General features: G+C 63.1%; 25 protein-coding genes and 1 riboswitch. Of the genes, 22 read left to right on the top strand and 3 right to left on the bottom strand.

The features are described 5' to 3' along the window. Position 1 precedes the first annotated feature (1 nt). From AAFF19_RS11145 to AAFF19_RS11100, 10 genes are all read left to right on the top strand, one after another. Complete coding sequence (locus tag AAFF19_RS11145; protein ID WP_182120278.1) at positions 2 to 1555, top strand: 3,4-dehydroadipyl-CoA semialdehyde dehydrogenase; 1554 nt, start codon at positions 2 to 4, stop codon at positions 1553 to 1555. A 28-nt stretch (positions 1556 to 1583) separates the two neighbouring features. After that, on the top strand, positions 1584 to 3140 hold the full coding sequence (locus tag AAFF19_RS11140) for a benzoate-CoA ligase family protein (protein ID WP_182120277.1): 1557 nt from the start codon (positions 1584 to 1586) through the stop codon (positions 3138 to 3140). Then, positions 3140 to 3931, top strand: coding sequence for an alpha/beta hydrolase (locus AAFF19_RS11135; protein WP_182120276.1), 792 nt, complete (start codon positions 3140 to 3142; stop codon positions 3929 to 3931). Before AAFF19_RS11140 ends, AAFF19_RS11135 begins: the two co-directional genes overlap by 1 nt. Further along, entirely contained in the window at positions 3928 to 5100 is a 1173-nt protein-coding gene (locus AAFF19_RS11130; protein ID WP_182120275.1) for an ABC transporter substrate-binding protein, read from the top strand. The genes AAFF19_RS11135 and AAFF19_RS11130 overlap by 4 nt, the downstream gene beginning before the upstream one ends. Positions 5101 to 5193: 93 nt before the next feature. Further along, complete coding sequence (locus tag AAFF19_RS11125) at positions 5194 to 6066, top strand: branched-chain amino acid ABC transporter permease (protein ID WP_182120274.1); 873 nt, start codon at positions 5194 to 5196, stop codon at positions 6064 to 6066. Positions 6067 to 6083: 17 nt separating this feature from the next. Then, complete coding sequence (locus AAFF19_RS11120; RefSeq protein WP_182120306.1) at positions 6084 to 7064, top strand: branched-chain amino acid ABC transporter permease; 981 nt, start codon at positions 6084 to 6086, stop codon at positions 7062 to 7064. Beyond that, entirely contained in the window at positions 7061 to 7807 is a 747-nt protein-coding gene (locus tag AAFF19_RS11115) for an ABC transporter ATP-binding protein (RefSeq protein WP_182120273.1), read from the top strand. The genes AAFF19_RS11120 and AAFF19_RS11115 overlap by 4 nt, the downstream gene beginning before the upstream one ends. Then, entirely contained in the window at positions 7808 to 8509 is a 702-nt protein-coding gene (locus AAFF19_RS11110; RefSeq protein ID WP_182120272.1) for an ABC transporter ATP-binding protein, read from the top strand. It begins immediately after the preceding gene. A 106-nt stretch (positions 8510 to 8615) separates the two neighbouring features. After that, entirely contained in the window at positions 8616 to 9752 is a 1137-nt protein-coding gene (locus AAFF19_RS11105; RefSeq protein ID WP_182120271.1) for an ABC transporter substrate-binding protein, read from the top strand. 30 nt (positions 9753 to 9782) lie between these two features. Continuing rightward, the gene (locus tag AAFF19_RS11100) at positions 9783 to 10742 is read left to right on the top strand and encodes a methyl-accepting chemotaxis protein (protein ID WP_182120270.1); all 960 of its coding nucleotides are present in this window, start codon (positions 9783 to 9785) and stop codon (positions 10740 to 10742) included. Between the two features lie 221 nt (positions 10743 to 10963). On the opposite strand, the gene AAFF19_RS11095 is transcribed toward AAFF19_RS11100, so the two are convergent. Further along, on the bottom strand, positions 10964 to 11905 hold the full coding sequence (locus AAFF19_RS11095; RefSeq protein ID WP_246331004.1) for a LysR family transcriptional regulator: 942 nt from the start codon (positions 11903 to 11905) through the stop codon (positions 10964 to 10966). 77 nt (positions 11906 to 11982) lie between these two features. On the opposite strand from AAFF19_RS11095, the gene AAFF19_RS11090 reads away from it, so the two are divergent. The 3 genes from AAFF19_RS11090 to AAFF19_RS11080 all read left to right on the top strand — a co-directional run bounded on the left by AAFF19_RS11090 (position 11983) and on the right by AAFF19_RS11080 (position 15695). Next, entirely contained in the window at positions 11983 to 13188 is a 1206-nt protein-coding gene (locus AAFF19_RS11090; protein ID WP_182120269.1) for a M20 aminoacylase family protein, read from the top strand. Continuing rightward, positions 13185 to 14177: a tripartite tricarboxylate transporter substrate binding protein gene (locus tag AAFF19_RS11085; protein ID WP_182120268.1), complete on the top strand. Its 993-nt coding sequence runs from the start codon at positions 13185 to 13187 to the stop codon at positions 14175 to 14177. The genes AAFF19_RS11090 and AAFF19_RS11085 overlap by 4 nt, the downstream gene beginning before the upstream one ends. An 8-nt stretch (positions 14178 to 14185) precedes the next feature. Continuing rightward, a riboswitch (glycine riboswitch) is annotated at positions 14186 to 14280 on the top strand. A 101-nt stretch (positions 14281 to 14381) separates the two neighbouring features. Further along, entirely contained in the window at positions 14382 to 15695 is a 1314-nt protein-coding gene (locus AAFF19_RS11080; RefSeq protein ID WP_342721800.1) for a D-amino acid dehydrogenase, read from the top strand. Positions 15696 to 15721: 26 nt separating this feature from the next. Here the strand turns inward: AAFF19_RS11080 and AAFF19_RS11075 are convergent, their stop codons facing one another. Beyond that, positions 15722 to 16156: a hypothetical protein gene (locus AAFF19_RS11075; protein ID WP_182120267.1), complete on the bottom strand. Its 435-nt coding sequence runs from the start codon at positions 16154 to 16156 to the stop codon at positions 15722 to 15724. Next, the gene (locus tag AAFF19_RS11070) at positions 16150 to 16326 is read right to left on the bottom strand and encodes a hypothetical protein (protein WP_182120266.1); all 177 of its coding nucleotides are present in this window, start codon (positions 16324 to 16326) and stop codon (positions 16150 to 16152) included. Before AAFF19_RS11070 ends, AAFF19_RS11075 begins: the two co-directional genes overlap by 7 nt. A gap of 887 nt (positions 16327 to 17213) precedes the next feature. Here AAFF19_RS11070 and AAFF19_RS11065 point away from each other — a divergent pair. The 9 genes from AAFF19_RS11065 (at position 17214) to trbJ (ending at position 26023) form a co-directional block, all read left to right on the top strand. Further along, complete coding sequence (locus AAFF19_RS11065; protein WP_182120303.1) at positions 17214 to 18137, top strand: LysR family transcriptional regulator; 924 nt, start codon at positions 17214 to 17216, stop codon at positions 18135 to 18137. Between the two features lie 15 nt (positions 18138 to 18152). Continuing rightward, positions 18153 to 18380 (top strand): EexN family lipoprotein, encoded by a 228-nt coding sequence (locus AAFF19_RS11060; protein ID WP_182120265.1) that lies wholly within the window; start codon positions 18153 to 18155, stop codon positions 18378 to 18380. Between the two features lie 217 nt (positions 18381 to 18597). Continuing rightward, on the top strand, positions 18598 to 20595 hold the full coding sequence (locus AAFF19_RS11055) for a conjugal transfer protein TraG (protein WP_182120264.1): 1998 nt from the start codon (positions 18598 to 18600) through the stop codon (positions 20593 to 20595). Beyond that, positions 20592 to 21056 carry a CopG family transcriptional regulator gene (locus AAFF19_RS11050; RefSeq protein ID WP_182120263.1) on the top strand — a complete coding sequence of 155 codons (465 nt, stop codon included), beginning with the start codon at positions 20592 to 20594 and terminating at the stop codon, positions 21054 to 21056. Before AAFF19_RS11055 ends, AAFF19_RS11050 begins: the two co-directional genes overlap by 4 nt. Then, entirely contained in the window at positions 21053 to 22141 is a 1089-nt protein-coding gene (gene trbB, locus AAFF19_RS11045) for a P-type conjugative transfer ATPase TrbB (RefSeq protein WP_182120262.1), read from the top strand. The genes AAFF19_RS11050 and trbB overlap by 4 nt, the downstream gene beginning before the upstream one ends. Then, a complete protein-coding gene (locus AAFF19_RS11040) occupies positions 22138 to 22524 on the top strand; it encodes a TrbC/VirB2 family protein (protein WP_182120261.1) in 387 nt (128 codons plus the stop codon). Before trbB ends, AAFF19_RS11040 begins: the two co-directional genes overlap by 4 nt. Further along, positions 22521 to 22793: a VirB3 family type IV secretion system protein gene (locus AAFF19_RS11035; protein WP_182120260.1), complete on the top strand. Its 273-nt coding sequence runs from the start codon at positions 22521 to 22523 to the stop codon at positions 22791 to 22793. Before AAFF19_RS11040 ends, AAFF19_RS11035 begins: the two co-directional genes overlap by 4 nt. A 12-nt stretch (positions 22794 to 22805) precedes the next feature. Further along, positions 22806 to 25271 (top strand): conjugal transfer protein TrbE, encoded by a 2466-nt coding sequence (gene trbE / locus AAFF19_RS11030; RefSeq protein WP_182120259.1) that lies wholly within the window; start codon positions 22806 to 22808, stop codon positions 25269 to 25271. Next, positions 25268 to 26023 carry a P-type conjugative transfer protein TrbJ gene (gene trbJ, locus AAFF19_RS11025; RefSeq protein WP_182120258.1) on the top strand — a complete coding sequence of 252 codons (756 nt, stop codon included), beginning with the start codon at positions 25268 to 25270 and terminating at the stop codon, positions 26021 to 26023. The genes trbE and trbJ overlap by 4 nt, the downstream gene beginning before the upstream one ends. Positions 26024 to 26030 lie beyond the last annotated feature (7 nt).

The following is a 26030-nucleotide window of genomic DNA, read 5'->3' as shown; positions in this document are numbered from 1 at the left end:
CATGAACGCTCCATTGATTCCTAACTACCTCAACGGACGCTGGCAGACCGGCAGCGGTGAGGGCACAGTGCTACGCGACCCCGTTCTGGGCACGGACCTTGTGCGCGTCGATTCTTTAGGCCTCGACTTGCCAAGCGGCTTTCAGTTCGCACGCGAGCGCGGCAGCGCCGCCTTGCAGGCACTGACTTACGGCGAACGGGCCGCGCTGCTGGCCCAGTGCCAGAAAGTGCTGCTGGCCCACCGCGACGCTTACTACGAGATCGCCTTGGCCAACAGTGGCACCGTGAAGAACGATTCGGCGGTGGACATTGACGGCGCGATCTTTACGCTGGGCCAGTACGCCCGCTGGGGCGAAGCTTTGGGCGGTGCGCGCGCATTGCGCGACGGCGAGCCGGTGAAGCTCGGCAAGGAACCAGTGTTTCAGTCGCAGCACCTGCGCACCCCGCGCCCCGGCTTGGCCTTGTTCATCAATGCCTTCAATTTCCCTGCCTGGGGTCTGTGGGAAAAGGCTGCGCCCGCATTGCTGTCCGGCATGGCAGTAGTGGTGAAGCCAGCCACGTCGACGGCCTGGCTGACGCAGCGCATGGTCCAGGACGTGGTGGATGCAGGCATCTTGCCGCCGGGCGCCCTGTCGGTCGTCTGCGGCGGCTCGGCAGGGCTGCTCGACGCGCTGCTTCCCTTTGATGTGCTCTCATTTACAGGGTCGGCAGAGACGGCTGCTGTCATTCGCAGCCACACCGCAGTCACACGCCACGCGGTGCGCACCAACATCGAGGCCGACAGCCTAAACAGTGCCGTGTTGCTGAATGACGCAGCACCTGGCACGCCGGCCTTCGACCTACTGGTGCGCGAGGTGGTCAAGGAGATGACCGTCAAATCAGGTCAGAAGTGCACGGCAATTCGCAGGGTCTTTGTGCCGGCACCTGTGTTCGAGGCGGCTGCCGAAGCCATATCGGCCAAGCTGGCCAAGGTAAGCGTAGGCAATCCGCGCAACGATAGCGTGCGCATGGGTGCCCTTGTTAGTCGTGAACAGTGGCACAACGTGCAGCAGGGCCTGAAGCAACTGGCGGGCGCAACCACCACGCTGTATGACGGACGCGGTCAGCCCCTGGTGGATGCTGATTCCTCCGTTGCAGCCTGTCAGCAGCCGGTGCTGCTTGGCGCGCGCGATGCTGACAGCGCCCAGACGGTGCACGACGTAGAGGTTTTTGGCCCCGTCGCAACGCTAGTGGCCTATCGGGATATCGGCCACGCCCACCAGTTGGTGCAGCGAGGGCTGGGGTCACTGGCGGCATCGCTGTACAGCGATGATTCCGTTCTACTTGCGCAGAGCGCACTGGCGCTCGCGCCATTTCACGGCAGGCTCCATATCGTCACTCCTGAGGTGGCCGAGGCACACACTGGCCACGGCAATGTCATGCCCATGTCCCTACATGGCGGGCCAGGGCGCGCGGGCGGCGGGGAAGAACTTGGCGGATTGCGGGCGCTCGATTTCTACCACCAGCGCAGCGCTATCCAGGCCAGCACCCATGTACTGCAGGCGCTCGGCCTCTAACCCACGCACACACGAATACGGAGACACCATGCCCACCCCAACGGACGGCCCTTTCAATTTCGCCGAACACGTATTCGCGTTGCACCGTCAGCGCGGCGAACGCCTGGCCTACATCGACGACCGCGGCCCGCTGAGCTACGGGCAGCTAGAGCAGCGGGCGCGCCGCATGGCCACGGCCCTGCAAAAGGCCGGCTTGCGGCGTGAGGAGCGCGTCTTGCTGCTCATGCTTGATTCGCACGACTGGCCTGTGAGCTTCCTCGGCTGTCTCTATGCCGGCATCGTGCCGGTACCAGTGAACACCTTGCTGACCGTGGACGACTACGCTTACATGCTAGAGCACAGCCGTGCACAGGCCAGCATCGTTTCGGGTGCACTGCATGCCACCTTGCAGGCTGCCATGCGGAAATCGGCACATGAACTGCACACGGTCATCGTGTCGCAGCCCGAGGGCGACCTTCCCGAGGGCGTGCTGGAATTTGAGGCTGCGCTCGATGCGGTGACAGCGGCCAACGCCCCCGCGCCGACGACGGGCGACGAACCGGGCTTCTGGCTCTATTCCTCTGGCTCCACTGGCCGTCCGAAAGGCACCGTTCATACGCAACGCAATTTATGGTGGACAGGCGAACTGTACGGCAAGGGCATTTTGGGTTTGACCGAAAAGGATGTTTGCTTCTCCGCTGCAAAGCTGTACTTCGCCTACGGCCTGGGGAACGGACTCACGTTCCCGCTTTCGGTCGGCGCCTGCACGGTGCTGATGGCAGAGCGGCCCACGCCCGACGCAGTCTTCAAGCGCCTCACGGAACTGCAGTGCAAGCCCACGGTGTTCTTCGGTGCACCCACTGGCTTCGCCGGCATGCTGGCATCACCGCGCCTGCCGGGCCGGGAGTCTGTCGCGCTGCGCATGTGCTCCTCGGCGGGCGAGGCGCTGCCGGCCGACATCGCCAATCGTTTTAAAAGTCACTTCGGTGTGGACATCGTCGACGGCATTGGCTCCACCGAAATGCTTCATGTGTTCCTCTCGAACCGCCCGGACGACATCAAGTACGGCAGCACCGGCAAGCCGGTGGACGGATACGAAGTGCAGCTGCGCACGGAAGACGGCAGCCCAGCGGCTGACGGAGAGGTGGGTGACCTGTACATCCGCGGTCCAAGCGCCGCCCTGATGTACTGGGCCACCCGCGAAAAGTCTCAAGAGACCTTCCAGGGTGCGTGGACGAAGAGCGGCGACAAGTACGTGCGCGACGAGCAGGGCTACTACATCTATGCGGGTCGCAGCGACGACATGCTGAAAGTCAGCGGCATTTACGTCTCGCCCTTCGAAGTTGAATCCACCCTCATGGAGCACCCTTCGGTGCTGGAGGCAGCGGTCATCGGCATGGCGGACGCCGAAGGTTTGACCAAGACCAAGGCGTTTGTGGTGCTCAAGGACGGGTGCCTGACTGACGAAGGGCAGCTCAAGGACTTCGTCAAGGAGCGCCTTGCGCCCTACAAGTACCCGCGTCAGATCGAATTCCTTGCCGAGTTACCCAAGACGGCCACCGGCAAGATTCAGCGCTTTCGCCTGCGCGAGCGAGAGGTCCAGTAGTGAGCCAGTTCGCGGAAATTTGCTGGCGCGGCCGTGAGGTGAGTGTGGAATACGGCTGGGTCAATGCCGAATCCGCGCGAGGACCGCTCATCGTGTTCCTGCACGAAGGGCTTGGCTCGCTGGCAATGTGGAAGGACTTCCCTGCCCGGCTGTGTGCCGCCGTGGGTGCGAGGGGTCTCGTATTCTCGCGCCCAGGGTATGGCCGGTCCACACCCCGTCCCAGCGAAGAACAGTGGGGCGTGGACTTCATGCACCAGCAGGCGTACGAAATACTGCCTCGGCTGCTTCACGCCTTGGGCATAGAGCAGTCCGTCTGGCTTTTCGGGCACAGCGACGGTGGTTCCATCGCCCTGCTGCACGCTGCCATGCACCCAGAAAAGACTGCCGGCTTGGTGCTGCTCGCGCCTCACATCTTCGTCGAGGACATCACGATCCAGAACATCCAACGCGCCAAGATGGAATACGAAACCGGCAATCTGCGTGCGGGCTTGGCGAAGTACCACGCGCACCCCGATTCTGCGTTCTGGGGATGGAACAGCATCTGGCTCAACCCGGATTTCCGGTCCTGGGACATCAGCGACGAAATCTCAGGTGTGCACTGCCCAGTATTGGCCATACAGGGTCTAGACGACGCCTACGGCACGCTAGCCCAGATCCGGGGCATTGCCGAGCGGGTCGCAACCACTCAGCTAATGGAAGTTCCTCACTGCGGCCATTCGCCGCACCGGGACCAGCCCGAACAGGTCGTTGCCGCGACACGCGATTTCATTCACCAAAGGAGACAAACATGAAGTACACACTCAACCGTCGCAGCGTCATCGCGCTCAGCGCACTGATTCTCGCCGCGGGCGCGCAAGCCCAAGGCATGGACAAGCTGAAGGTCGGTCTGATGCTGCCCTACAGCGGTACCTTTACGGCCCTGGGCTTGGCAATCGAAAACGGTTTTCGCATGTACGTCGACGAGCAAGGTGGGAAACTCGCCGGCCGTGAGATTGAATTCATCAAGGTCGACGACGAGTCCGACCCGGCCAAAGCCACGGAAAACGTCAACAAGCTGATCCGCCGTGACAAGGTGGACGTGATCGTTGGAACCGTGCATTCCGGCGTGGCGATGGCCATGGCCCGTGCGGCAAAGGAGAGCAATACCTTGCTCATCGTGCCGAACGCGGGCTCCGACGCTGTCACGGGTCCGATGTGCGCCCCTAATATCTTCCGCAGTTCGTTCTCGAATTGGCAATCTTCCTATGGCATGGGTTCCGTAGCCGCCACGCAGGAGAAAAAGAAGACCGCGATGACCATCACCTGGAAGTACGCGGCTGGTGAAGAGATGACTAATGCTTTCAAGGAAGGCTTCGAAAAGGAAGGGGGCAAGGTTCTCAAGCAGCTGACCGTGCCTTTCCCGAACGTGGAGTTCCAGGCACTCCTCACCGAAATTGCGGCCAGCAAACCTGACGCCGTGTTCGCGTTCTTTGCCGGTGGCGGCGCCGTGAAGTTCGTCAAGGACTATGCGGCTGCTGGCCTGAACAAGACCATCCCGCTCTATGGCTCTGGCTTCCTCACCGACGGAACACTGGATGCGCAGGGCGATGCGGCGCAAGGCCTGTTGACTACGCTGCATTACGCCGACAACTTGGACACGCCCCGCGACAAATCCTTCCGTACCGCATACGCCAAGGCATTCAAGCTGCAACCGGACGTCTACGCCGTTCAGGGCTATGACGCTGCGCAGATATTGCGCGTCGGCCTGGATGCGGTGAAGGGCGATGTTTCGAAGAAGGCCGAGTTCGCTGCGGCCGTCGAGAAGGCGAAGTTCGACAGTCCACGCGGCGTTTTCACCATGTCCAAGTCGCACAACCCGGTGCAGGACATCTACCTGCGCCGGGTTGAGGGCAAGGAGAACAAGGTCGTCGGCATCGCGTCCAAGGCGCTCTCTGACCCGGCGCGCGGCTGCAAGCTGTAAGCGCCCTTCACCGAGCCACTTTCAAGCCAGGGCAAACCCGCCGCGCGCGGCGGGCAGCGCCCTGCTCCTCCCAACCAGCCAGGATGAACCATCGTGGACTTCGCCACATTTCTTGTGCAGTGCCTGAATGCTGTCCAGTACGGACTGCTGCTCTTCCTGCTCGCCTCCGGGCTCACGCTTATCTTTGGGATCATGGGCGTCATCAACCTGGCGCATGGCAGTTTCTACATGATCGGCGCATACATGGCCTTCGCCCTGTCGCCGCTGTTTGGCGGCAACTTTTTGGTCACGCTGGTGGTTGGAACCGTCCTGGCCACCGCGCTGGGCTATGTGCTTGAGTGGGTGTTCTTCAGCTACCTTTATCAGCGTGAGCATCTGCAGCAGGTGCTGATGACCTATGGCTTGATCCTGGTTTTCGAGGAACTGCGCTCCATCCTGGTCGGCAACGATGTGCATGGCGTTTCCGTGCCCACCTGGTTGGCGGGGAGCCTGCCTCTGGGCGACCTCATGCAGTACCCCTGGTACCGCTTGTTCGCATCGGGCGCCTGCATCGTTCTGGCCGTGGCGCTGTACCTGGTGGTCAACCACACCCGGCTGGGAATGATGATCCGCGCGGGGGCCAGTGACCGCGACATGGTGCGCGGGCTGGGCATCGACATCCGGCGTCTGTACCGCATCGTGTTCGCTGCCGGCGTGGCGCTGGCCGCACTGGCAGGAATGATTGCGGCGCCGATCTCGTCGGTTTATCCCAACATGGGCGCGAGCGTGCTGATCATCTGCTTCGTGGTGGTCGTCATCGGCGGCATCGGCTCCATCACCGGAGCGCTGGTGGCTTCGCTGCTTGTGGGCTTCGTGGACACCTTCGGCAAGGTCTTCTTTTCGGAAGCCGCGGGCATTGGCATCTACGTGCTGATGGCCATCGTGCTGATTTGGCGCCCCGAGGGCTTGATGGGGCGGCGCACATGAACACCACTACCTTATCTATGAAAACTGCTCCAACGCTTATCGCTGCCCCGCGTAACACCGGGATCTGGTTACCGCTGGTGATCGCGGTGGCGCTCGCCGTAGCCGGCCCTATGCTGACCGGCTATCTGGGCGACCTTGTGGTGAAGGTCATGGTTCTTGCCATCTTCGCCCTCAGCCTGGAGTTGCTGGTCGGCATGACCGGTCTGGTCAGCCTCGGACATGCGGCCTACTTCGGCGTCGGCGCCTATGTAACCGTCATCGCCTCGGGCGACGGGGCCGGCAACCTTGCCGTGCTGGTGGGACTGTCCATGCTGGCGGCAGGCCTATATGCGCTGGTCGTGGGAGCGCTCTCGCTACGCACACGTGGGGTGTACTTCATCATGGTCACGCTGGCCTTCGCGCAGATGGCCTATTTCATCTTTCACGACACGCCCGTGGGTGGCGGCAGCGATGGTATATACCTGTATGCGCGTCCTGCTGTGGGGCCGCTCGACATGGAAAACCGCCTGACGGTGTTCTATGTGGCGCTCGCCGCACTCGTGTTTACTTACACACTGCTGGCCGTGATCCGTCGATCCCGTTTTGGTGCCGCGCTCGCAGGCATCCGCGTCAACGAGCAGCGCATGCGCGCTACCGGCTTTCCCACCTTTTGGTACAAGCTGGGAGCCTTCGTCATCGCCGGCGCACTGGCTGGTCTGGCGGGGTTCCTGGTGGCCGCGCGGGACGGCGTGGTGAACCCGGAAATGCTGTCGTGGCACATTTCCGGGGAGGTGTTGCTGATGGTGATCCTGGGCGGCATCGGGCACCTGCGCGGGGCGGTGCTGGGAACCATCGTCTTCGTTCTGTTGAAGGAGTTGCTGTCAACGCACGCCGTGGTCGGGGGACTGGCTGACCATTGGCAACTCACCCTCGGCTTGGCGATCATCGCGTTCGTCGCCCTGCTGCCCAAAGGCCTGATTGGCTCTGTGCAACGCTTCAGAAAGGAGCGACGCACATGAGCCCAATTTTGCAAGTCGAACGGCTGACCCGGCGCTTCGGCGGACTCACGGCTGTCAACTCCGTTTCCATCGACCTCCACATTGGCGAGGTCCACGCAGTCATCGGCACGAACGGGGCGGGAAAGTCCACCCTCATCAACATGCTGTCCGGCGAGATCAACAGTTCAGAGGGCCAGATCCGGCTGTTCGGCGCAGATGTGACTAACCAGCCACAGGCGCGCCGCGCGCTTTCGGGCATTGGCCGCAGCTACCAGCGCACGACCATCTTTCCCGAGTTCACCGTGCATGAGAACTGCCGGTTGGCGGCCCAGGCGCGAACTCCGCGCCCCTGGGCACTGTGGGAGCCGGCGCACGATTGCGATGCCAGCGTGCCAGCGGCCGATGCCGCCCTGGAGGCAACAGGTCTCTCTCCCGTAGCCTTTCGCCTTGCGGGAACCTTGAGCCATGGTGCCAAACGGCAGTTGGAGGTGGCCATGTGCCTGGCCACACAGCCGCGCGTGTTGCTGCTGGACGAGCCCCTGGCCGGCATGGGAGCGGAAGAAACCGACCGGATGCTGGCCCTGCTTGAGCGGCTAAAACCGGGTCACGCCATCTTGCTGGTGGAACACGACATGGATGCGGTGTTCCGCATTGCAGAGCGCATCACCGTGATGGTCAATGGCGCAGTCATTGTTACCGGTTCACCCGAGGTGATCCGCAATGATGAGCAGGTACGTACGGCGTATCTAGGCGAGGAAAACTGAATGATTGGCATCCAGGATCTGCACACCTACTACGGCGACAGCCACATCCTGCGCGGCATCGAGGCGGGCATCCCCACAGCGACGTCCGTGGGCCTGCTGGGTCGCAACGGCATGGGCAAGACGACCTTGATCCGCAGCCTGATGGGCTACGTGCGCCCGGCACGCGGCAGCGTGACTTGTGATGGCGCCACCGTAGTCGGCTGGGCGCCCGAACGCATGGCCCGACTGGGCATTGGGTACGTGCCCGAGGGCCGCGGCATCTTCCCCAACCTGTCCGTGCGCGAGAACCTGGTGATGGCCGCACGCGCTGGCGTCGACGGCCGGCGCGAGTGGACGTTCGATCGCGTGCTCGCCACCTTTCCGCGGCTGGCGGAGCGCCTGGACAACGGCGGACAGCAGTTGTCTGGCGGTGAGCAACAGATGCTTTCCATCGGCCGCGCGCTGATGACGAACCCTCGCCTGCTCATCCTCGACGAAGCCACCGAGGGGCTTGCGCCGCTGATCGTGGTCGAGATCTGGCGCGTGATCGAGGCTATCCGCCAAACGGGCATCTCCACCCTGATCGTGGACAGGGACTGGCGCCGCGTGCTGCGGCATACCGAGAGAGCGATAGTGATGGAGAAGGGCCGCATCGTCCTGGCAGGCGATTCCACGGCACTGCTCGCAGACCCGCACGCACTCGGCGAACGCCTGGGCGTTTGATCCAGGTGATGCGGCCCTTGCTGACGGGTCAAGGCGCACCGGGAATACGTCGAGTTCGGCCGTCCATTTGCGTATCAGACTAACTATCAAGTTTTGAGAGCGACACATGCGATCCTTCAAATTGCGCGTTCATGCAACGCTGGTGCTACTGTGTTTTTACGTGGCGGGCCAAACCGCCACTGCGGGAGAAGTCGTCGTGGCTCATGTGGGGCCTTTCAGCGGGCCGCTTGCCGTCAACGGCCTGGCCAACCTGGAAGGCACCAAGGCATGCATATCCGAAGCCAATGCAGATGGAGGGATCAACGGGAACACGCTGCGCTTGGTACAGCGCGACGACGAATACAAACCTGAAAAAACCATCGCCGTCATGCGCGATGTCGCCGCCAGCGAAAAGCCTGTGGCGTTCCTCAACCTGCTGGGCTCGGCCAACGTCGCCGCACTGATCAAGGACAGTACCCTTGAAAGCCTGAAGGTTCCAGTGGTTGGCGTCACCCCCGGGGCCGACGTTCTGCGCTCGCCAGGGAGCCCCTGGATGTTCCACACCCACGCAAGCGACAACGCTCAACTGGCTCGCATCGTCCAGCACCTCTCGATGATCGGCATCAAGCGCATCGCCGTCGTCTATCAGGACATTCCCTTTGGCCGTGGCGGGCTGGAATTCATCCAAGGGGTCGCTCAGAAGGCGAGCGTCACTATCACCAAGAACGTGGCGGTGCCTTCGGCGGGGGAGGATTTTATAGCCATCATCAGCGACCTGCGCCAGTCAAACGCGCAGGCCTACGTGATGATCCTCGTCCCCAACAGCGGGGCTGCCTTCGCGGCGCAGATCCGGGACGCAGGCGACGCTACACCGGTCTATGGCATGTCCTACGTGCCAGTCCAAGGCGTTGTCGACAAGGCTGGCAACGCAGCCGCTGCTGGCATCGGTTTGGCCCAGGTCACGCCGAACACGGATTCCACCTCTTCAGCCCTGATTCGGCGTTTCCGCGCGGCCATGGAACACCATGCGCCTAAGGATACCGCGCGCACGCAACTGCACCTGATTGGCTACCTGAACTGCCGGGTGCTTGTTGAGGGACTGCGTCAGACAGACAGGGCACCCACGCCCGAGGGACTGCGCAGGGCATTGCAAAAGTTGCGCGTCGACTTGGGCGGATACACGGTGGACTTTGCGGGAGGCAACGTGGGATCGCGCTACGTCGATATCGGCGTAGTCACGCGAGGCGGGCGTCTGCAGTATTAGCACTACGACTTCGCAACGAGGAGAATTCCGATGCAAACACGAATCGAACATCGCCACCCACCCGGCATTACGCAACCCGCCTCCGGGCAACTGGTGGCCTCGGTCATCGGCACCCTTGTTTCTGTGGCAATCATCCTGACAACCCATGATTTCCTGACGCTGTTGCTGGGTGGCTGTTGCCTTGTCCTGTTTGTTGCCATGGCTGTCTTCGGCAAACGGCGCGCAGACACTCCGCCCTTGCAACATCCGCAGGGGCCGTCGGCATCCGAGGTACACGCATGGACCGACCACGACCTTGCGACCGACGCGCGCGGACCGGTCCAGGTGTCCGAGCTGGCCGAGGAAGTGAAGAACCTTGCGCAACACGCTAGCCTCCTCATCCGCCTGGTCGCCCATGCCCTCGACGCCATGGATCGCGCGAAAGTGCTGGCCAGATCGTCAGGAGATCAGGTGAAGGACGGCGCAGCCGCAGTCACCGGCATTGAAACGGCCATTGAGGAGCTCGCGCAGCACGTCGAACATTCGAGCGCATTGTTTGCCGAACTCCAGGCCAAGGCCAACCGCATAGGCGACATCGTGGCCACCATCCACCTGATCGCACGACAGACTGACCTGCTCGCCGTCAACGCCGCTATCGAGGCCAGCCGCGCAGGCACGGCGGGGCGCGGTTTTGCGGTTGTGGCCCATGAAGTGAAGGCTCTGGCTGCACGCACCAACGAGGCGAGCGACCAGGTCAGGGCGCTGGCGTCGTCGCTAGTGACCTCCTGCAAGTCGGCCAGCGAGCGGGTAGGCAGTGCCTCGAAAGCCACGGACATAGGCCGCACACGCATCCATGCGTCCCGCGAGGCAATGCAAGGTATCCAAACCGGCGCGCAAAAGCGCGTTGCCATCGTGTCGGAGGTCGTTGAGGCGCTGCGTCAACAAGAAGTTCTCGGGAACCAGCTTGCACATGACGTACGTGCCTTGGTCGAAAAAGTGGAGTTAATATAAACAGTGCCTGTAGCGCGATCTGGCATCGCTGGATCGCACGAAATTACTTTCCTCTCGGGACAAGCCGGCCAGCCCATCAGCCCATCAGCGCATTACTTGGTGGCTGCCGGCAGGGGGCCTACGGCCAACAGCGTTTGCATGCGCATTCCCCAGCAGCGCCGGCCGCAACAACACCGTGCTCCTCGGCGGACCCACTTCCACACTCTCAATCACTGCACTAACTACTCACGCAAGGCTTGGTGTGCTGTCACATTGCCGAGCCAGTTTGGCAAGTGCTCGCGCACGATGCCCAATGCGGGTGCCTCCTGGCGCTGCGCGGCAACGACCAGCCCGAAACGCCCCGTTGCATCAAGGTGCGGCACCACCGGCAGCGGTACCAGCCCAGGCGCCACGGCGGAAATGGTGAGCAGGATCGCATCACTGTGCTGCGCAACATCCGCCAGGCTCATGGTTTCGTCGCAACGCAACGTAACCATATCATCGGGATTGGCCTCGGGGCCGTAGCGGGCAATCAGCATGCGTGCCACCTCGTCGCTCAGCGGCGTGGAGGCGACCGGGTATGCCGTGATGTCGGCCAGAGTAACGGTCCTGCCGAGCCGTGCCAACGGGTGGTCTTTTCGCACCAGAAAGCCAGCCCCGAGTTCGAAGGCGAGGTCCACCCTCAAATCCGCAGAAGGACGCATGTCGCGGATATCGACGATCGCCGCATCCAGGAGCTGCTCGCGCAGTGCATGAATCAGCACCGCGGTGTTGCCGCGGGAAATCTCGACCTTCAGCCGGGGATGGTGCTCAGCCATATGCCGCATGAGCGGCGTGCTCAGCAAGGCGCCGGGTGCCGAGCTCAAGCCAACACGAAGCGTGCCGATCAACCCTGCGTGCAGGGCCTTGCCAGCGTGCCGCAGTGTCTCGGCGTCGCTGACGAGCAGCCGAGCGCGGTTGAGCACTTCCCGCCCGAAGGGTGTCAAGGCGATGCGGCGGCCCAGGCGGTCGAACAGCGTGCCGCCGAGCTCAAGCTCCAGGCTCTGGATGCTGCGCGTGAGCGCTGGCTGGGTCAGGAACAGGGCCGCGGAAGCCTGTGCGAAGGAGCCGATGTCTGCAACCACCACGAAATGTCGAAGCTGTACCAACGTCATCTTGATTTTCTCGTGAAACTCATCGGTCAATGCACATTAATGCATTGGACTTTAAAACAAACGCTTTTTAACATGCGTAATAGTTCATCCACCTTGGGGGTCATGTTTTGGAACGTCTCAGTGATCAGCAGCTTCAGGAGTTCATTGCGGTGCGGCGTGATATCCACCGGCACCCGGAGCTGGCCTTCTCTGAACACCGTACCAGTGCTCTGGTCGCGGAAAAGCTGGCGTCCTGGGGTTACACCGTTACCACAGGGCTTGGTGGAACGGGCGTGGTGGGGCAACTGCGACGCGGCACTTCGAGCCGCGCGATCGGCCTGCGCGCAGATATGGATGCGCTGCCGATCGAAGAGGCAACGGGTGCCGAGTGGTCCAGCCGCCACCATGGGGTGATGCATGCCTGCGGCCATGACGGCCACACGGCGATGCTGCTGGCTGCGGCACGCCACTTGGCGGAATCATCCGGCAGCTTCGACGGCACGCTCAACCTGATCTTTCAGCCAGCCGAAGAAGGCGGGGGCGGCGCCCTCAAGATGATGGAAGACGGGCTGTTCGAACGTTTTCCCTGCGACGCGATCTTCGCAATGCACAACATGCCGGGGTACGCGCAGGGTCAACTGGTGTTTCGCAGTGGGCCAACCATGGCCTCATCGGATTACGCGACGGTCTTATTGCACGGCACCGGCGGCCATGGCGCCATGCCCCACCGCGCAGTGGACCCGCTGGTGGCTGCAGCCTCCGTAGTCATGGCATTGCAGACAATCGTCTCGCGCAGCGTCGACCCGATGCAGCCTGCCGTCGTCACCGTGGGCGCCCTGCACGCGGGGGCGGCCAACAACGTCATCCCCTCCTCTGCCCGGCTGGAGCTGAGCGTGCGTGCGCTCGATCCGCAGGTCCGCCGCGACATGGAAGTGCGCATCAAGAATCTGGTACGTCTGCAGGCCGAAAGTTACGGGGTTCGGGCCGAGGTGGACTGGCGCCCCGGCTACGCCGTCCTGGTGAACGACGCGACGCAGACCGCCCGGGCTCTCGCGATCGCTCAGGCGCATTTTCCGCCTGAGCAGGTCATCGCCCAGGGGGCCATGCTCACGGGCAGCGAAGACTTCGCCTTCATGCTGGAGCGGGTGCCCGGTAGCTATCTTTTCATCGGCAACGGCGTGGGGCAGGAGCCTGGTGCCTGCATGGTTCACAACCCCGCATACGACTTCAACGACCACAACATCGGCGTTGGCGCCGCGTACTGGATAGCGCTCGTACAGGAGCTACTTGACTCTTCTTCCCCCACCACTAAAGAAACAGGAGACTCCCCATGATCATCCATTACAAGACCCTGATGGCCGGCGCGGCCATCGCCCTGGCCGCCCTTTCAGGCATGGCCCAGGCACAGAACTATCCGACTCGTCCGGTGACAATGCTGGTGCCTTACCCGGCCGGGGGCCTGTCTGACGTCATCGCCCGCTCGGTCAACAACACACTGGGCAAGCAGCTGGGACAACCCGTAGTGATCGAGAACCTGGGTGGCGCGAGCGGCTCTATCGCCGCGCAGAAGGTGCTCAACGCCCCGAGCGACGGCTATCAGCTTTTCCAGGGCTCGCCCAATGAACTCATTTTGGCCCCACTGGCCATCGCGTCCATCAAATTTAAGAGCGAGGACTTCCGCCTCGTGCAGATGATCGCAACGGCACAGATTGCTTTCCTGGCCCGTAAGGGCCTGCCCGTCAGCACTGTCGACGAGTTCCTCGACCATGCCCGAAAGGCGGCGCAGCAGGGCCGCCCCGTGACCTACGCCAGCGTAGGCCCAGGTTCGTTCTACCATTTGTTGGGCGAGCACCTCTCCAAGGTGACGGGAATTCCGATGGTCCATGTGCCCTACCGTGGCTCGGCGCCGGCCGAGCAGGACTTAATGGCCAACCAGGTCGATTTCTTTCTGGCACCGTATGGCAAGAAGTATGACGAGATGCACAAGCAAAATCGTCTTCAGGTGCTCGCCATGCTCAACAGCGAACGGCTTGAGGGCGTGAAGGGCTTTCCCGCCATTACCGAGAGCAAGCAACTTAAGGACTTCACCTTCAACATCTGGACGGGCTACTTCGTGAAGAAGGACACGCCCGAGCCAGTTGTCGTTGCTTTGCATAAAGCCATCACGGAGACGCTGGCCGACCCGGGCGTGCACCAGGCACTGGAAGCGAACAGCCAATTGCTGGCGAAACCGCTTCCGCTAGCCGCAGTAGACAAAGCCTATCTCGATGGAATCCACCAATTTCGCGCCATCGCCAAATCGATACAGCTACAACCACAGTAATATCAACACTGTATCGATCGGGAGAGCCCGGCCTGTGAAATGGGCTGGCGCCGAAGGAGCAACCGCCCCGGAAACTCTCAGGCAAAAGGACCGGTCAATACGCAACAAACTCTGAAGAGTGGCCGGGACTCGTCCCCCGGCCCGCCGCAGGAGCAAATCAGCGCGAGCGCTGGTGAATCTCTCAGGTCCCAAACAGAGGGGGTCATGGGCCGCACGCAGTGTGCGGCCCATGCCTACCTGTTTGACGGCTTTGAACGCGAGACTCCCATGGCACACCTCATCGTTATCGGCGGCGGCATCACCGGCGTCACCAGCGCCTACGCATTGGCCCGTGCTGGCCACGAAGTCACCCTCATCGAAAAACACCGCTATGCGGGCATGGAAACCAGCCATGCCAACGGCGGGCAACTGTCTGCCTCCAATGCCGAGGTCTGGACCCATGCGTCCACCTTGGTCAAGGGCTTGAAGTGGATGTTCACGGCGGACGCCCCCCTCCTGGTCAATCCGCGCCCGAGTTGGCACAAGCTCAGCTGGTTTGCAGAGTTCGCTGCGTCCATTCCGAAGTACCGCGACAACACGGTCGCTACCACGCGCCTGGCCGTTGCCGCGCGTGAGCACCTGTTCAGCTGGGCGCGGGACGAGGGCATCGATTTCGACTTGAAGGAGCGCGGCATCCTGCACATCTATCGAGACCGCGCTGGTTTCGAGCATGCAGGCCAGGTATCAAAGCTTTTGGCAGAAGGTGGCCTTCCACGCCGAGCCGTCACCCCCGATGAAATGCGCGCCATCGAACCAACGCTCACCGGCGAATTTTTTGGGGGCTGGTACACCGAGAGCGACAGCACAGGCGACATCCACAAGTTCACGCACGGACTGAGCTTGGCATGTTCTCGTTTGGGCGTGAAATTCATGACCGCCCACACCGTGGAACGTGTACGGAGCACGGGCAAAACTGCCCAGGTGATGCTGGCAAATGGGACGGAGATCGACGCAGACGGGGTTGTAGTCTGCGCCGGCGTGCGCAGCCGCGCGCTGGGTGCACAGCTCGGCGACCGGCTCAACGTCTACCCGGTCAAGGGGTATTCCATCACCGTCATGCTCGACGATGAACAGAGCCAGGCCGCTGCGCCGCAGGTCAGCCTGCTCGATGACGAGACCAAGCTGGTCACGAGTCGCTTAGGCCTCAACCGCTTCCGAGTGGCCGGTACGGCAGAGTTCAACGGCTACAACCTCGACATCCGTGCTGATCGCATTCGGCCGCTGGTTAGCTGGGTGAACCAGTGTTTTCCTGACGTGAGCACGCGTCGGGTCGAACCCTGGGCAGGCCTGCGCCCGATGCTGCCCAACATGATGCCGCGCGTAGGTCCAGGAAGGTACGCCAACGTGTTTTACAACACCGGTCACGGCCATCTGGGTTGGACGCTGTCGGCTATCACGGCTTACCAGTTGGGCCAACACGTAGAACGCTGGGACAGAGTACGCATGCCACTGCCCGTGCCAGTGGAGAGCATGGCTTAAACTGCGCTTCAATGCGCTCAATGCGCTTAGGCTACGCTGAACAAGCCTTCGTGATTTGCCGCGCGGCACCGGATGACGCCGTTTTTGGGCGTTTTTGGCCTTTGGCACCGCCCATTTGCGGTCGATGCCCCCGGCAATCGGCGATGTAGTCCTCCAGCAGGCGGCAATTTATCGCGCGCAGCGCTGGCACCTGGTTCCCCCCAGCTCACCATCGACCACCTGGGTGACCGGCACAAGGCGTCTTGCAGCTTTTGGTCGTCGCTGAGCTTGGCTTCGTTGAGGCGGCCCTTCAGTCCAGCGCTGAACGCCTCGCCGCCATTGCGCGAAATCTCACTGCCGAACAGGTCCCGCGTCAAGCTCATGTGGAAGTTGGCCTTGCGTTGCAGCAGCGGCAGGTCGACCACACCGAGCGCGCGCACGCGCTCTACGTCGTAAGGGTCGGTGATGCCCGCCTTCACCATGGCCGAGCAGGTGCCTCGATGGTACGCTGCACGCCTGTCTCACCCACTAACAGGTGATGTGCCTCCTCGGTCAACATGAAACGGCAGGAGCGCAACAAGGGGTCGAAGCCGCTTTCGGCCAGCGCGGCGAGCTGCATCTTGCCGTCGCGGTCGGTGAAGCAGGTGAACATGAAGAAGGAGACTCAGTCCGGCGTGAGCTCGTTGAAAGCTCCCAGCATGCGATGGTTGTCCTGCTGGCAGCTGAGCCGCTCCAAGCAGAACCCATTCCTTCCACCATTAGAGGTACTTGGGGTGCCACGTCTCCAGGGCACGCAGCAATTGCTTGTCGGATGACAAGTCCACGTTGTTCGGCATGCCCGCGTCCAAGCTGACCGCAACGGCATGCCCGCGTCCAAGCTGACCGCAACGAAGTTGTCCGCGCGCACGCTCTCCAATGTCTCGCAATTCGTTTAACTCTTGATGGTTGGATAACAAAGGCGGCGTTCATACGTCCTCTTACAATTCTGCAAAATAATGCACAAAATCGTGTGATTAATATGCATTAATATGCATTAATATGCAGATTACTGTGAATTGCGTATTTGGCATAGATCAGAGACGGATCTCTCCGCAGAAAGTCCCGGCTGCGCTTCATCTTGCTTGTGAGGCCGCAGAACGGGGCCATTGCTGTGATACGACACTTAAAGCGAGACCACAGCTTGTCAAAGTTGACAAACTGCACCTAGTAGAGCATTCCGAGCTTGGACCTGTCGCCATTCGATGGGGGCCGACGCGGGCGTGATGCCGCAACGCGAGCTGAGGTCGCAGAGGCACAGCGCTCGAATCCCGTGTACGAAGCATCAGACGATGCTTGATTGGCGCAGTCGCGCTGCGGGGGTGGCATTGCCGACTGCATCGGCAAGGACTATCTGATATGCGCTACAGGACAATCGACCAAGTGATCGGCAATGCGCCGCTGAGCGCAGAGACGGCACAAGGAAGTTCAAGGAAGCAATGCGTCAGGACGGCAGGTTTACAAGCAGTCGGTGGCGCACTAACGAACAAAGGAAAAGAGGCCATGGAGCTTCGGCATCTGCGCTGCTTCCTTGCTGTCGCGGAAGAACTGCACTTTGCGCGGGCTGCAGAGCGGCTTCACATCGACCAGTCGCCGCTGTCCCCCACCATCAAGGAGTTGGAGGAAGAACTTAACGCCCGCCTTTTCGTTCGCACGACTCGCAGCACGCAACTGACCTGCGCGGGGCGGCTGTTCGTGGAGCACGTTCCGCGCGTCTTCGCGGCGCTGGATCAAGCCCGTGATAGCGTCAAGTCCGCCGCCAACGGTTTTCACGGCCAGTTACGGATCGCCTTGTCCGACGGCATCACGCCATTGCGCCTACCGTCGCTGTTGGCGCGTAGCCGCGAAGAAGATCCCGAGGTGGAAATCCGACTGTTCGAGGTATCGTCGGATCAGCAGATCAAGGGGCTTCATAGCGACCTGTATGACGCTGGCTTCTCGATGGCTGAAGACGCGGGCGACGGCATCGTGATGACTCCCGCGTGGGAGGATGAATTGATGGTGGCGGTGCCAGCCCGACATCCTGCGCTCGCCTTCAAGCAAATTCCACTGAAGGAAGTGCTCCGCTATCCATTGGCGCTGGGCGACCCGGCCGTTTTCGAGGGCCATGTGCGCCAGGTCGATCGTTTCCTCCGCACGTGCGGTCAGGAGCCGCTGATCGCGCAGCGCGTTGCCAGCTTCGACGTGATGATGACCCTGGTTTCCGCCGGGCTTGCTTTGGGCTTAGCGGGTGCGGCGCACATCGCTTCCAGCCGCGAATCGGGCGTCGTGGCCCGGCGCTTGGCGGGCAAGCCGCCCTTGCTCACAACCTATCTGCTGCGCCGCGATTCGGAGTCTTCTGGGATGCTGACCCGATTCATTGAACGAGTGGCCTTCATGGATTCGGCGGATGACCTCAGCACCGCAGAAGACTCCTCCTCCGACTGATAAAGGACTGGACCCATGAACAAAGTGATGTTCCTGATGCTCATCGCCGCACTGACCGCATGCGACCCCACTCAACCTTCGGAAACCGTGGATGCGCTTGTGACCAATCCCGAGCGCATCAAGGAAATCCAACGCCTATGTAAGGAGAAGCGCCTGAAGGTCAATGACGAAATCTGCCTGCGTGCCGCTGAAGCGGCTAAACGACGCTTCTTCGGTGACCGGCCGGAGCAGAGAGCTCAGTAGTCCCTTTTCTCGTCGCTTCGCTGCGACAAGCCTCCCACTGTTACTTCGCTATCCCGCAATGCGCTCGCGCCTGCGGCATTTCTATTTTCTTCGCTACTGCAATAAATCTGGCTCTTTTCGTCTGAATCGCTGCCGTAATGGCCTTTGACCAGCCTTAACCCCCGCCTTGATCCTCGTGGCTGCGGCACATCCCCGTGCTGTGATTGGAGCCCAGAAGATGCAAGGTACGAATGTGCTATTCGGTCAGATCGCCGTGGTATTCGGCATCGTGATCGCCGGAGTGTGGAGTGCCACACAATGGACAGCAGCGGCCCTCGGCTATCAAGTACGCCTTGGCTCGCCCTGGTTCGATCTTCTCGGCACACCGATCTATCACCCTTGGCGGTTGTTCGAGTGGTGGTTCTTCTTCGATGCCTACGCGCCCCGCGTCTTTGACACGGGCGGCGCCATCGCAGGCGGCAGCGGACTCGTGGCCGTGGTGGTCGCCATCGGCATGTCGATCTGGCGCTCGCGTCAGTCGCGCCTCGTCACGACCTACGGCTCGGCACGCTGGGCGAATGCGCAGGACATTAGCAAGGCCGGCCTCACGCAGCCGACCGGCGTGTTCCTCGGCCAGCATGATCGCCAGTACCTGCGCCACGAAGGCCCGGAACATGTCCTGACCTTCGCACCTACGCGCTCGGGCAAAGGCGTCGGTCTGGTCGTTCCCACGCTGCTTTCGTGGCCCACGTCGGCCGTCATCCACGACATCAAGGGCGAAAACTGGCAGATCACCGCCGGCTGGCGCTCGCGCTTCTCGCACTGCCTGCTGTTCAACCCGACTGATGCCATGTCAGCAGCCTACAACCCACTGCTGGAAGTCCGGCGCGGTGCGAATGAGGTGCGCGACGTGCAGAACATCGCGGACATTCTGGTCGATCCCGAAGGGGCGCTGGAGAAACGCAACCATTGGGAGAAGACTTCGCACGCGCTGCTGGTGGGCGCGATCCTGCACGTTCTCTATGCGAGCGAAGACAAGACGCTGCGGGGTGTTGCCAACTTCCTGTCCGACCCGGCGTGCCCCTTCGAGCTGACCTTGCACCGGATGATGACCACGCCGCACCTGGGTGATGGCCCGCATCCCGTGGTGGCGTCTGCCGCGCGCGAAGTCCTCAACAAGAGCGACAACGAGCGTTCAGGCGTGCTGTCCACGGCCATGTCGTTCCTCGGCCTGTACCGTGACCCCACGGTGGCCGAAGTCACCTCACGCTGTGACTGGCGCATCGCCGACCTGATTGCCGCCGAGCATCCGGTATCGCTGTACCTCGTGGTGCCGCCTTCGGACATTAGCCGCACCAAGCCGCTGATCCGCCTGATCCTCAACCAGATCGGCCGACGGCTGACCGAATCGCTCGACGGGTCGGATGGCATCGAGCGCCGCCACAAGCTGTTGCTGATGCTCGATGAGTTTCCTGCGCTGGGCCGGCTCGATTTCTTCGAGACGGCGCTTGCTTTTATGGCCGGCTATGGCATCCGCAGCTTCCTCATCGCGCAGTCGCTCAACCAGATCGACAAGGCGTATGGCCAAAACCATTCCATCCTCGACAACTGCCATGTCCGGGTGACGTTCGCCACCAACGACGAACGCACGGCCAAGCGCATTTCCGAAACCCTGGGCACGGCCACCGAGCTGCGCGCGCAGCGCAACTACGCCGGCCATCGGCTCGCGCCGTGGCTCGGGCACCTCATGGTGTCGCGGCAGGAAACGGCACGCCCGCTGCTCACCCCTGGCGAAGTGATGCAGCTTCCGCCGGATGAATCGGTGGTGATGGTGTCCAGCCTGCCACCTATCAAGGCGAAGAAGCTGCGCTACTACGCCGACGCCAATTTCAAGCGCCGCGTGCTGCCGCCGCCTTCGCTTGCGGATGGGCACTATGCCGACGTACCGCCGGCCCGTGCCGATGACTGGAGCGGCCTGGCGATTCCTGCTGTGCCGACCGTGCCCCCAGCCGATGCCGCCGATGACTTTGGCAATGCCGACGACGGCGGCCCGCGCCATCAGCCTGAACTCTCCAAAGCCGTCGCCTACGACCCCGAGCTGGTCGCGCCTGCGGCCGACCTGGCGCTGCTCGATGACGACGACGAGCCGCTTCCCCTCCCGCGCCAGTTCGATCCGGCCATGCAGCGCACGGCCCGGTTGGCTTCCCTCGACCCCAACGACGGAATCGACCTATGAGCCAATACCGCCTCAATCTGTTCATCCAGCACGGGCACGCTAAGCGCCTGGAAGAACTGGCCGCCAAGAAAGGCGTCTCGAAGTCATCCATCGTCGCGGCGGCGCTCGCATCGTGGTTGTCGCCCGATGCCGCCGACCGGCGCGAGGCGGCCATCGCCAAGCGGCTGGATCACCTGTCGCGTCAGGCCGAACGCCTGGAGCGCGACCAGAACATCCAGATCGAAACGCTGGCGCTGTTCATCCGCTACTTCCTGACCGTCAGCACGCCGGTTCCCGAAGCCCATCAGGAAGCCGCCCGCGCGCATGGCAAGGCGCGGTTCGAGCAGTTCGTCGAACAGCTTGGCCGCCACTTGCTGCGCGGGCGCAGCCTCGTGCGTGACGTGGTGGAAGAACTGCATCCCGACCCGATGCGGATGGATGACGCGGCGGCAGTCGCTGAAGCGCGGGAGCGTGCCTCATGAGCGCCGCTCCCCAAATCCCGCCAGAACCTCGTTCATCCGCTGCCACGTCTCTGGATCGCCGCATCCAGATGCTGCGCACGGCGATGGGGCCGCTGATCGCCGCCGCGTTGGAAGACCCGGACGTGGTGGAAGTGATGCTGAATCCTGACCGGACGCTATGGGTGGATCGGCTTTCTTCGGGCCGCGCGCCGATGGGCGTGGAGCTGTCAGAAGCGGACGGCGAACGCATCATCCGGCTGGTGGCGGCCCACGTCGGTGCGGAAGTGCATCGCGGCCAGCCGCTGCTGTCGGCCGAGCTGCCCGAAACGGGCGAACGCTTCGAGGGCATCCTGCCACCTGCAGCGCCGGGGCCGGCCTTCGCGCTGCGCAAGCGCGCCATCGGCGTGATCCCGCTGGAGCGGTACGTCATCGACGGGATGATGACCAGCGCTCAGGCGGGCTTTCTGGTGCGGGCCGTGCGTGAGCGCCAAAACATCCTGATCGCAGGAGCCACGAGCAGCGGCAAGACCACGCTTGCCAATGCGCTGCTAGCCGAGATCGCCGCCTCGGGGGACCGCGTGCTGGTGCTCGAAGACACGGTGGAGCTGCAATGCGCGGCGCGCGACCACGTGCCGCTGCGCACGCGCCAGGGCGTGGTGTCCATGACCGAGCTGGTGCGTTCCTCGATGCGCCTGCGCCCGGATCGCGTCGTGGTGGGCGAGGTGCGCGGACCCGAGGCGCTGGATCTCATCAAGGTCTGGGGCACGGGTCACCCCGGCGGTATCGCCACGATCCATGCCGGCTCCGCCTTGGGCGCGCTGCTGCGCATGGAGCAACTGATTCTTGAAGTGGCCGTGAACCCGCCGCGTGCGCTGATCGCCGAGGCGGTCAACGTGGTGATCCACATCGCCGGACGCGGGCGCAGGCGCCGCATCGAGAGCATCGCCCGCGTCGTCGGCTTTGACGGCGTGGGATACCGATTGGTGGACGGTTTGACGGACGCGATGGAAGCGCCGTTCCCCGAGCTTCCGCTGGCGTCCGATGCCGCGCCCGCTGCGGCGACTTCCCCGTCCCCCTCCCTCAATCCTTCTGGAGAACTGCCGTGACGCATGTTGATGCTTTCCGTATTTCCGTAAATCCGCTTTTCCACCTGTCCCGCTTGACGCGGCTGCGCACCCTGGCTCGCCCTGCAGGGCAAGGGCTACTGCTGGCCGCGCTGCTGCTGTTCCTGGCCGGCACCGCCCAGGCCGCCGGTTCCTCGATGCCCTGGGAAGGGCCCTTGCAATCCATCCTTGAATCCATCCAGGGGCCGGTGGCACGGATCGTCGCGGTCATGATCATCATCGCCACGGGCTTGGCGCTGGCCTTCGGCGACACGTCGGGGGGTTTTCGCAAGCTGATCCAGATCGTTTTTGGCCTGTCCATCGCGTTCGCGGCGTCCTCGTTCTTCCTGTCGTTCTTCAGCTTCTCCGGCGGGGCCGTCGTATGAGTGCCCCGGACATTTTCGCGGCCGGTTTCGAGGTGCCGCTGCATCGCTCGCTGACCGAGCCAATCCTGTTGGGCGGGGCACCGCGCACCGTGGCGATTGCCAACGGCACGCTGGCCACCGCCGTGGGCTTGGGCCTGCAACTGTGGATTCCCGGCGTGGTGCTCTGGATCGTCGGCCATTCGCTGGCGGTGTGGGGTGCGCGCGTCGATCCGCAGTTCATGCAGGTCTTTGCGCGGCACATCAAGCACAAGCCGCTGCTGGACGTGTAGGGGGACGCCGAGATGCTGAACCTTGCCGAATACCGCCAGCGGCCCGCATTGCTCGCCGATTGGCTTCCGTGGGCCGGACTGGTCGCGCCGGGCGTCGTCTTGAACAAGGACGGCAGTTTCCAGCGCACGGCGCGCTTTCGTGGCCCCGACCTCGACAGCGCGACGCAGGGCGAGCTGATCGCCACGTCGGCGCGCCTGAACAACGCGCTGCGCCGCCTGGGTTCGGGCTGGGCGCTGTTCATCGAAGCCGAGCGCCGGTCGGCGGCCGACTACCCGCACTCGGAGTTCCCCGAGCCGCTGTCGTGGCTGGTGGACGAGGAACGCCGGGCCACCTTCGAGGAATCGGGTAACCACTTCGAGAGCGGTTATCACCTGACGCTGGTGTACCTGCCGGCCGAGGAATCACGCGCCCGCGCGACGGGGATGCTGTACGAGAACCGTCCCACCGAAGGCGTGGACTGGCGCGAGCGCCTGACGGCCTTTGTGGCGGAAACGGATCGCGTCTTCGATCTGCTCGATGGCGTGATGCCGGAGATTGCCTGGCTCGATGACGGCCAGACGCTGACCTACCTGCACGCGACCATCTCGACGCGGCGCTACCGCGTTGGCGTGCCCGAGGTTCCGTTCCACATCGACGCGCTCCTGACCGATTCCGTACTGGTCGGTGGCCTGGCGCCCATGCTGGGCGACCAGCACCTGCGCGTGGCGTCGGTGCGGGGTTTCCCGACCTCGACTTGGCCGGGGATTCTGGACGACCTCAACCGCCTCGGCTTTGCGTATCGCTGGTCAACCCGGTTCTTGTGCCTCGACAAGGCCGAAGCGGAACGGGAATTGGGGCGCCTGCGCCGCCAGTGGTTCGCCAAGCGCAAGAACGTCATCGCGCTGCTGCGCGAAACAATCTTCCAGCAGGAAAGCCCGCTGGTGGATACCGACGCCAACAACAAGGCAGCCGACGCCGACGCTGCCTTGCAGGAGCTGGGCAGCGATCAGGTCTCCTTCGGTTATCTGACGGCGACCGTCACCGTCATGGACACGGACGCCGCCGTGGCAGACGAGAAGCTGCGCATGGTGGAGCGCGTTATCCAAGGCCGGGGCTTCGTCACCATCCCCGAAACGCTCAACGCCGTGGATGCGTGGCTGTCCTCGATCCCTGGCAACGCATACGCCAACGTGCGCCAGCCCATCGTATCGACGCTGAACCTGGCGCACATGATGCCGGTGTCGGCGGTATGGGCCGGGCCGGAGAAGAACGACCACCTGGACGGCCCGCCGCTGATCGTCACGCGCACCGACGGCGCCACGCCGTTCCGGCTGGTGACGCACATCGGCGACGTGGGCCACACGTTGGTCGCAGGCCCGACCGGCATGGGCAAGTCGGTCTTGCTCGCCACGCTGGCGATGCAGTTTCGCCGCTACCCCGGCTCGCGCATCTTCGCCTTCGACATGGGACGCTCCATGCGCGCCACCATCCTGGGCCTGGGCGGCGAGCACTACGACCTCGGGATGGATGGCGAGATTGCTTTCCAGCCGCTGGCACGCATTGACCGCGAGGGCTACCGCACCTGGGCGGCCGAATGGATCGAAGGCCGCCTGCTGCATGAAGGCGTGGCGGTCGGCCCCGACGAGAAGGCGGCCATCTGGTCGGCGCTCGGCAGTCTCGCTGGTGCGCCGCTGGAGCAGCGCACGATGACCGGGCTTTCCGTGCTGCTGCAATCGAACGCGCTGCGCCAGGCGCTCGCGCCCTACGTGCTCGGTGGCGCCCACGGCAAGCTGCTGGACGCCGACCACGAGCGGCTGGGCATGGCCGACGTGCAGGGATTCGAGATGGAAGAACTGATGCACAGCAAGGCCGCCGTCATGGCCGTGCTGGGCTATCTGTTCGCGCGCTTCGACGAACGCTTCGACGGTGCGCCCACGCTGCTGATGCTCGATGAGGCGTGGCTGTTTCTTGATGACCCGGTGTTTGCCGCGCGCATCCGCCAGTGGCTCAAGACGCTGCGCAAGAAGAACGTCAGCGTCATCTTCGCCACACAGAGCCTGGCCGACATCAAGGATTCGAGCATCGCGCCCGCAATCATCGAAAGCTGCGCAAGCCGCATCTTCCTGCCGAACCCGCAGGCGACCGAGCCGCAGATTCGCACCATCTACGAAGGCTTCGGGTTGAACTCGCGCCAGATCGAGATCGTGGCGACCGCGCAGCCCAAGCGCGACTACTACTACCAGTCCCGCCTCGGCAATCGCCTGTTCGACCTCGACCTGGGCGCCGCGACGCTGGCCTTCGCGGGTGCGTCCACGCCGCAAGACCAGCGCGACATCGACGCGGCGCTCGCTGCCGCTTCATCCGCGTCCACGCCGTTCGCAGCCGCATGGCTGCGCCACCGCGGCCTCGATTGGGCAGCCGACCTGCTGCCCTCGTTCCCCGGCCTTGGGCCGGGTTCCCACCGTACCGCTGACCACCCACAGGAGAACCTGCTATGAAACCGCATACCCCCAAACTTGCCGCGCTGACCGTGGCCTGCGTGCTCGCCTTCGGCATCGCACAACCCGCCCATGCCTTGTTCGGCGTCGGCGACATCGTGCTCGATCCGACCAATCTGGTGCAGAACACGCTGACCGCGATCCGCACGCTGGAGCAGATCAACAACCAGATCCAGCAGCTTCAGAACGAAGCGCAGATGCTGATGAACCAGGCGCGCAACCTCGCCAACCTGCCGTCCAGCGTGGTCGGCCAGTTGCGTGCCAACCTGGCGACCACCCAGCGCCTCATCGCGCAGGCCAAAGGCTTGGCCTACGACGTGACGAGCATCGACCGGGAGTTCGCACGTCTGTATCCCGAGAAGTACGCCGCCACGGTGAGCGGCAATCAGATGTACCTCGATGCGCAGGAGCGTTGGAAGAACACGCTCAACGGCCTGCAAACCACCATGCAGATGCAGGCACAGGCATCGCAGAACCTGAGCGACGACGAAAGCGTGTTGGCCGACCTCGTGGGCAAGAGCCAGTCGGCCGAGGGCGCGCTGCAGGCGATGCAGGCCATGAACCAGTTGCTGGCCTTGCAGGCCAAGCAGTCGATCCAGTCGCAGCGGCTCCAGATCACGCAAGACCGGGCGGCCTCGCTGGAGCTGGCGCGGCAGGCGGCGGCCACCGAGCGTGCCCGCGAGGTGCGCCGGCGCTTCCTGGGCGAAGGCACGCCGTACACGCCGCAGTCCGTGAACTTCTACGGCAACTGACGGGAGG

It is taken from the genome of Acidovorax sp. FHTAMBA (genome assembly GCF_038958875.1).
GTDB lineage: Bacteria > Pseudomonadota > Gammaproteobacteria > Burkholderiales > Burkholderiaceae_C > Acidovorax.
The sequence above is the reverse complement of the archived record's forward strand: the minus strand, read 5'-3'. Positions and strand labels throughout refer to the sequence as shown.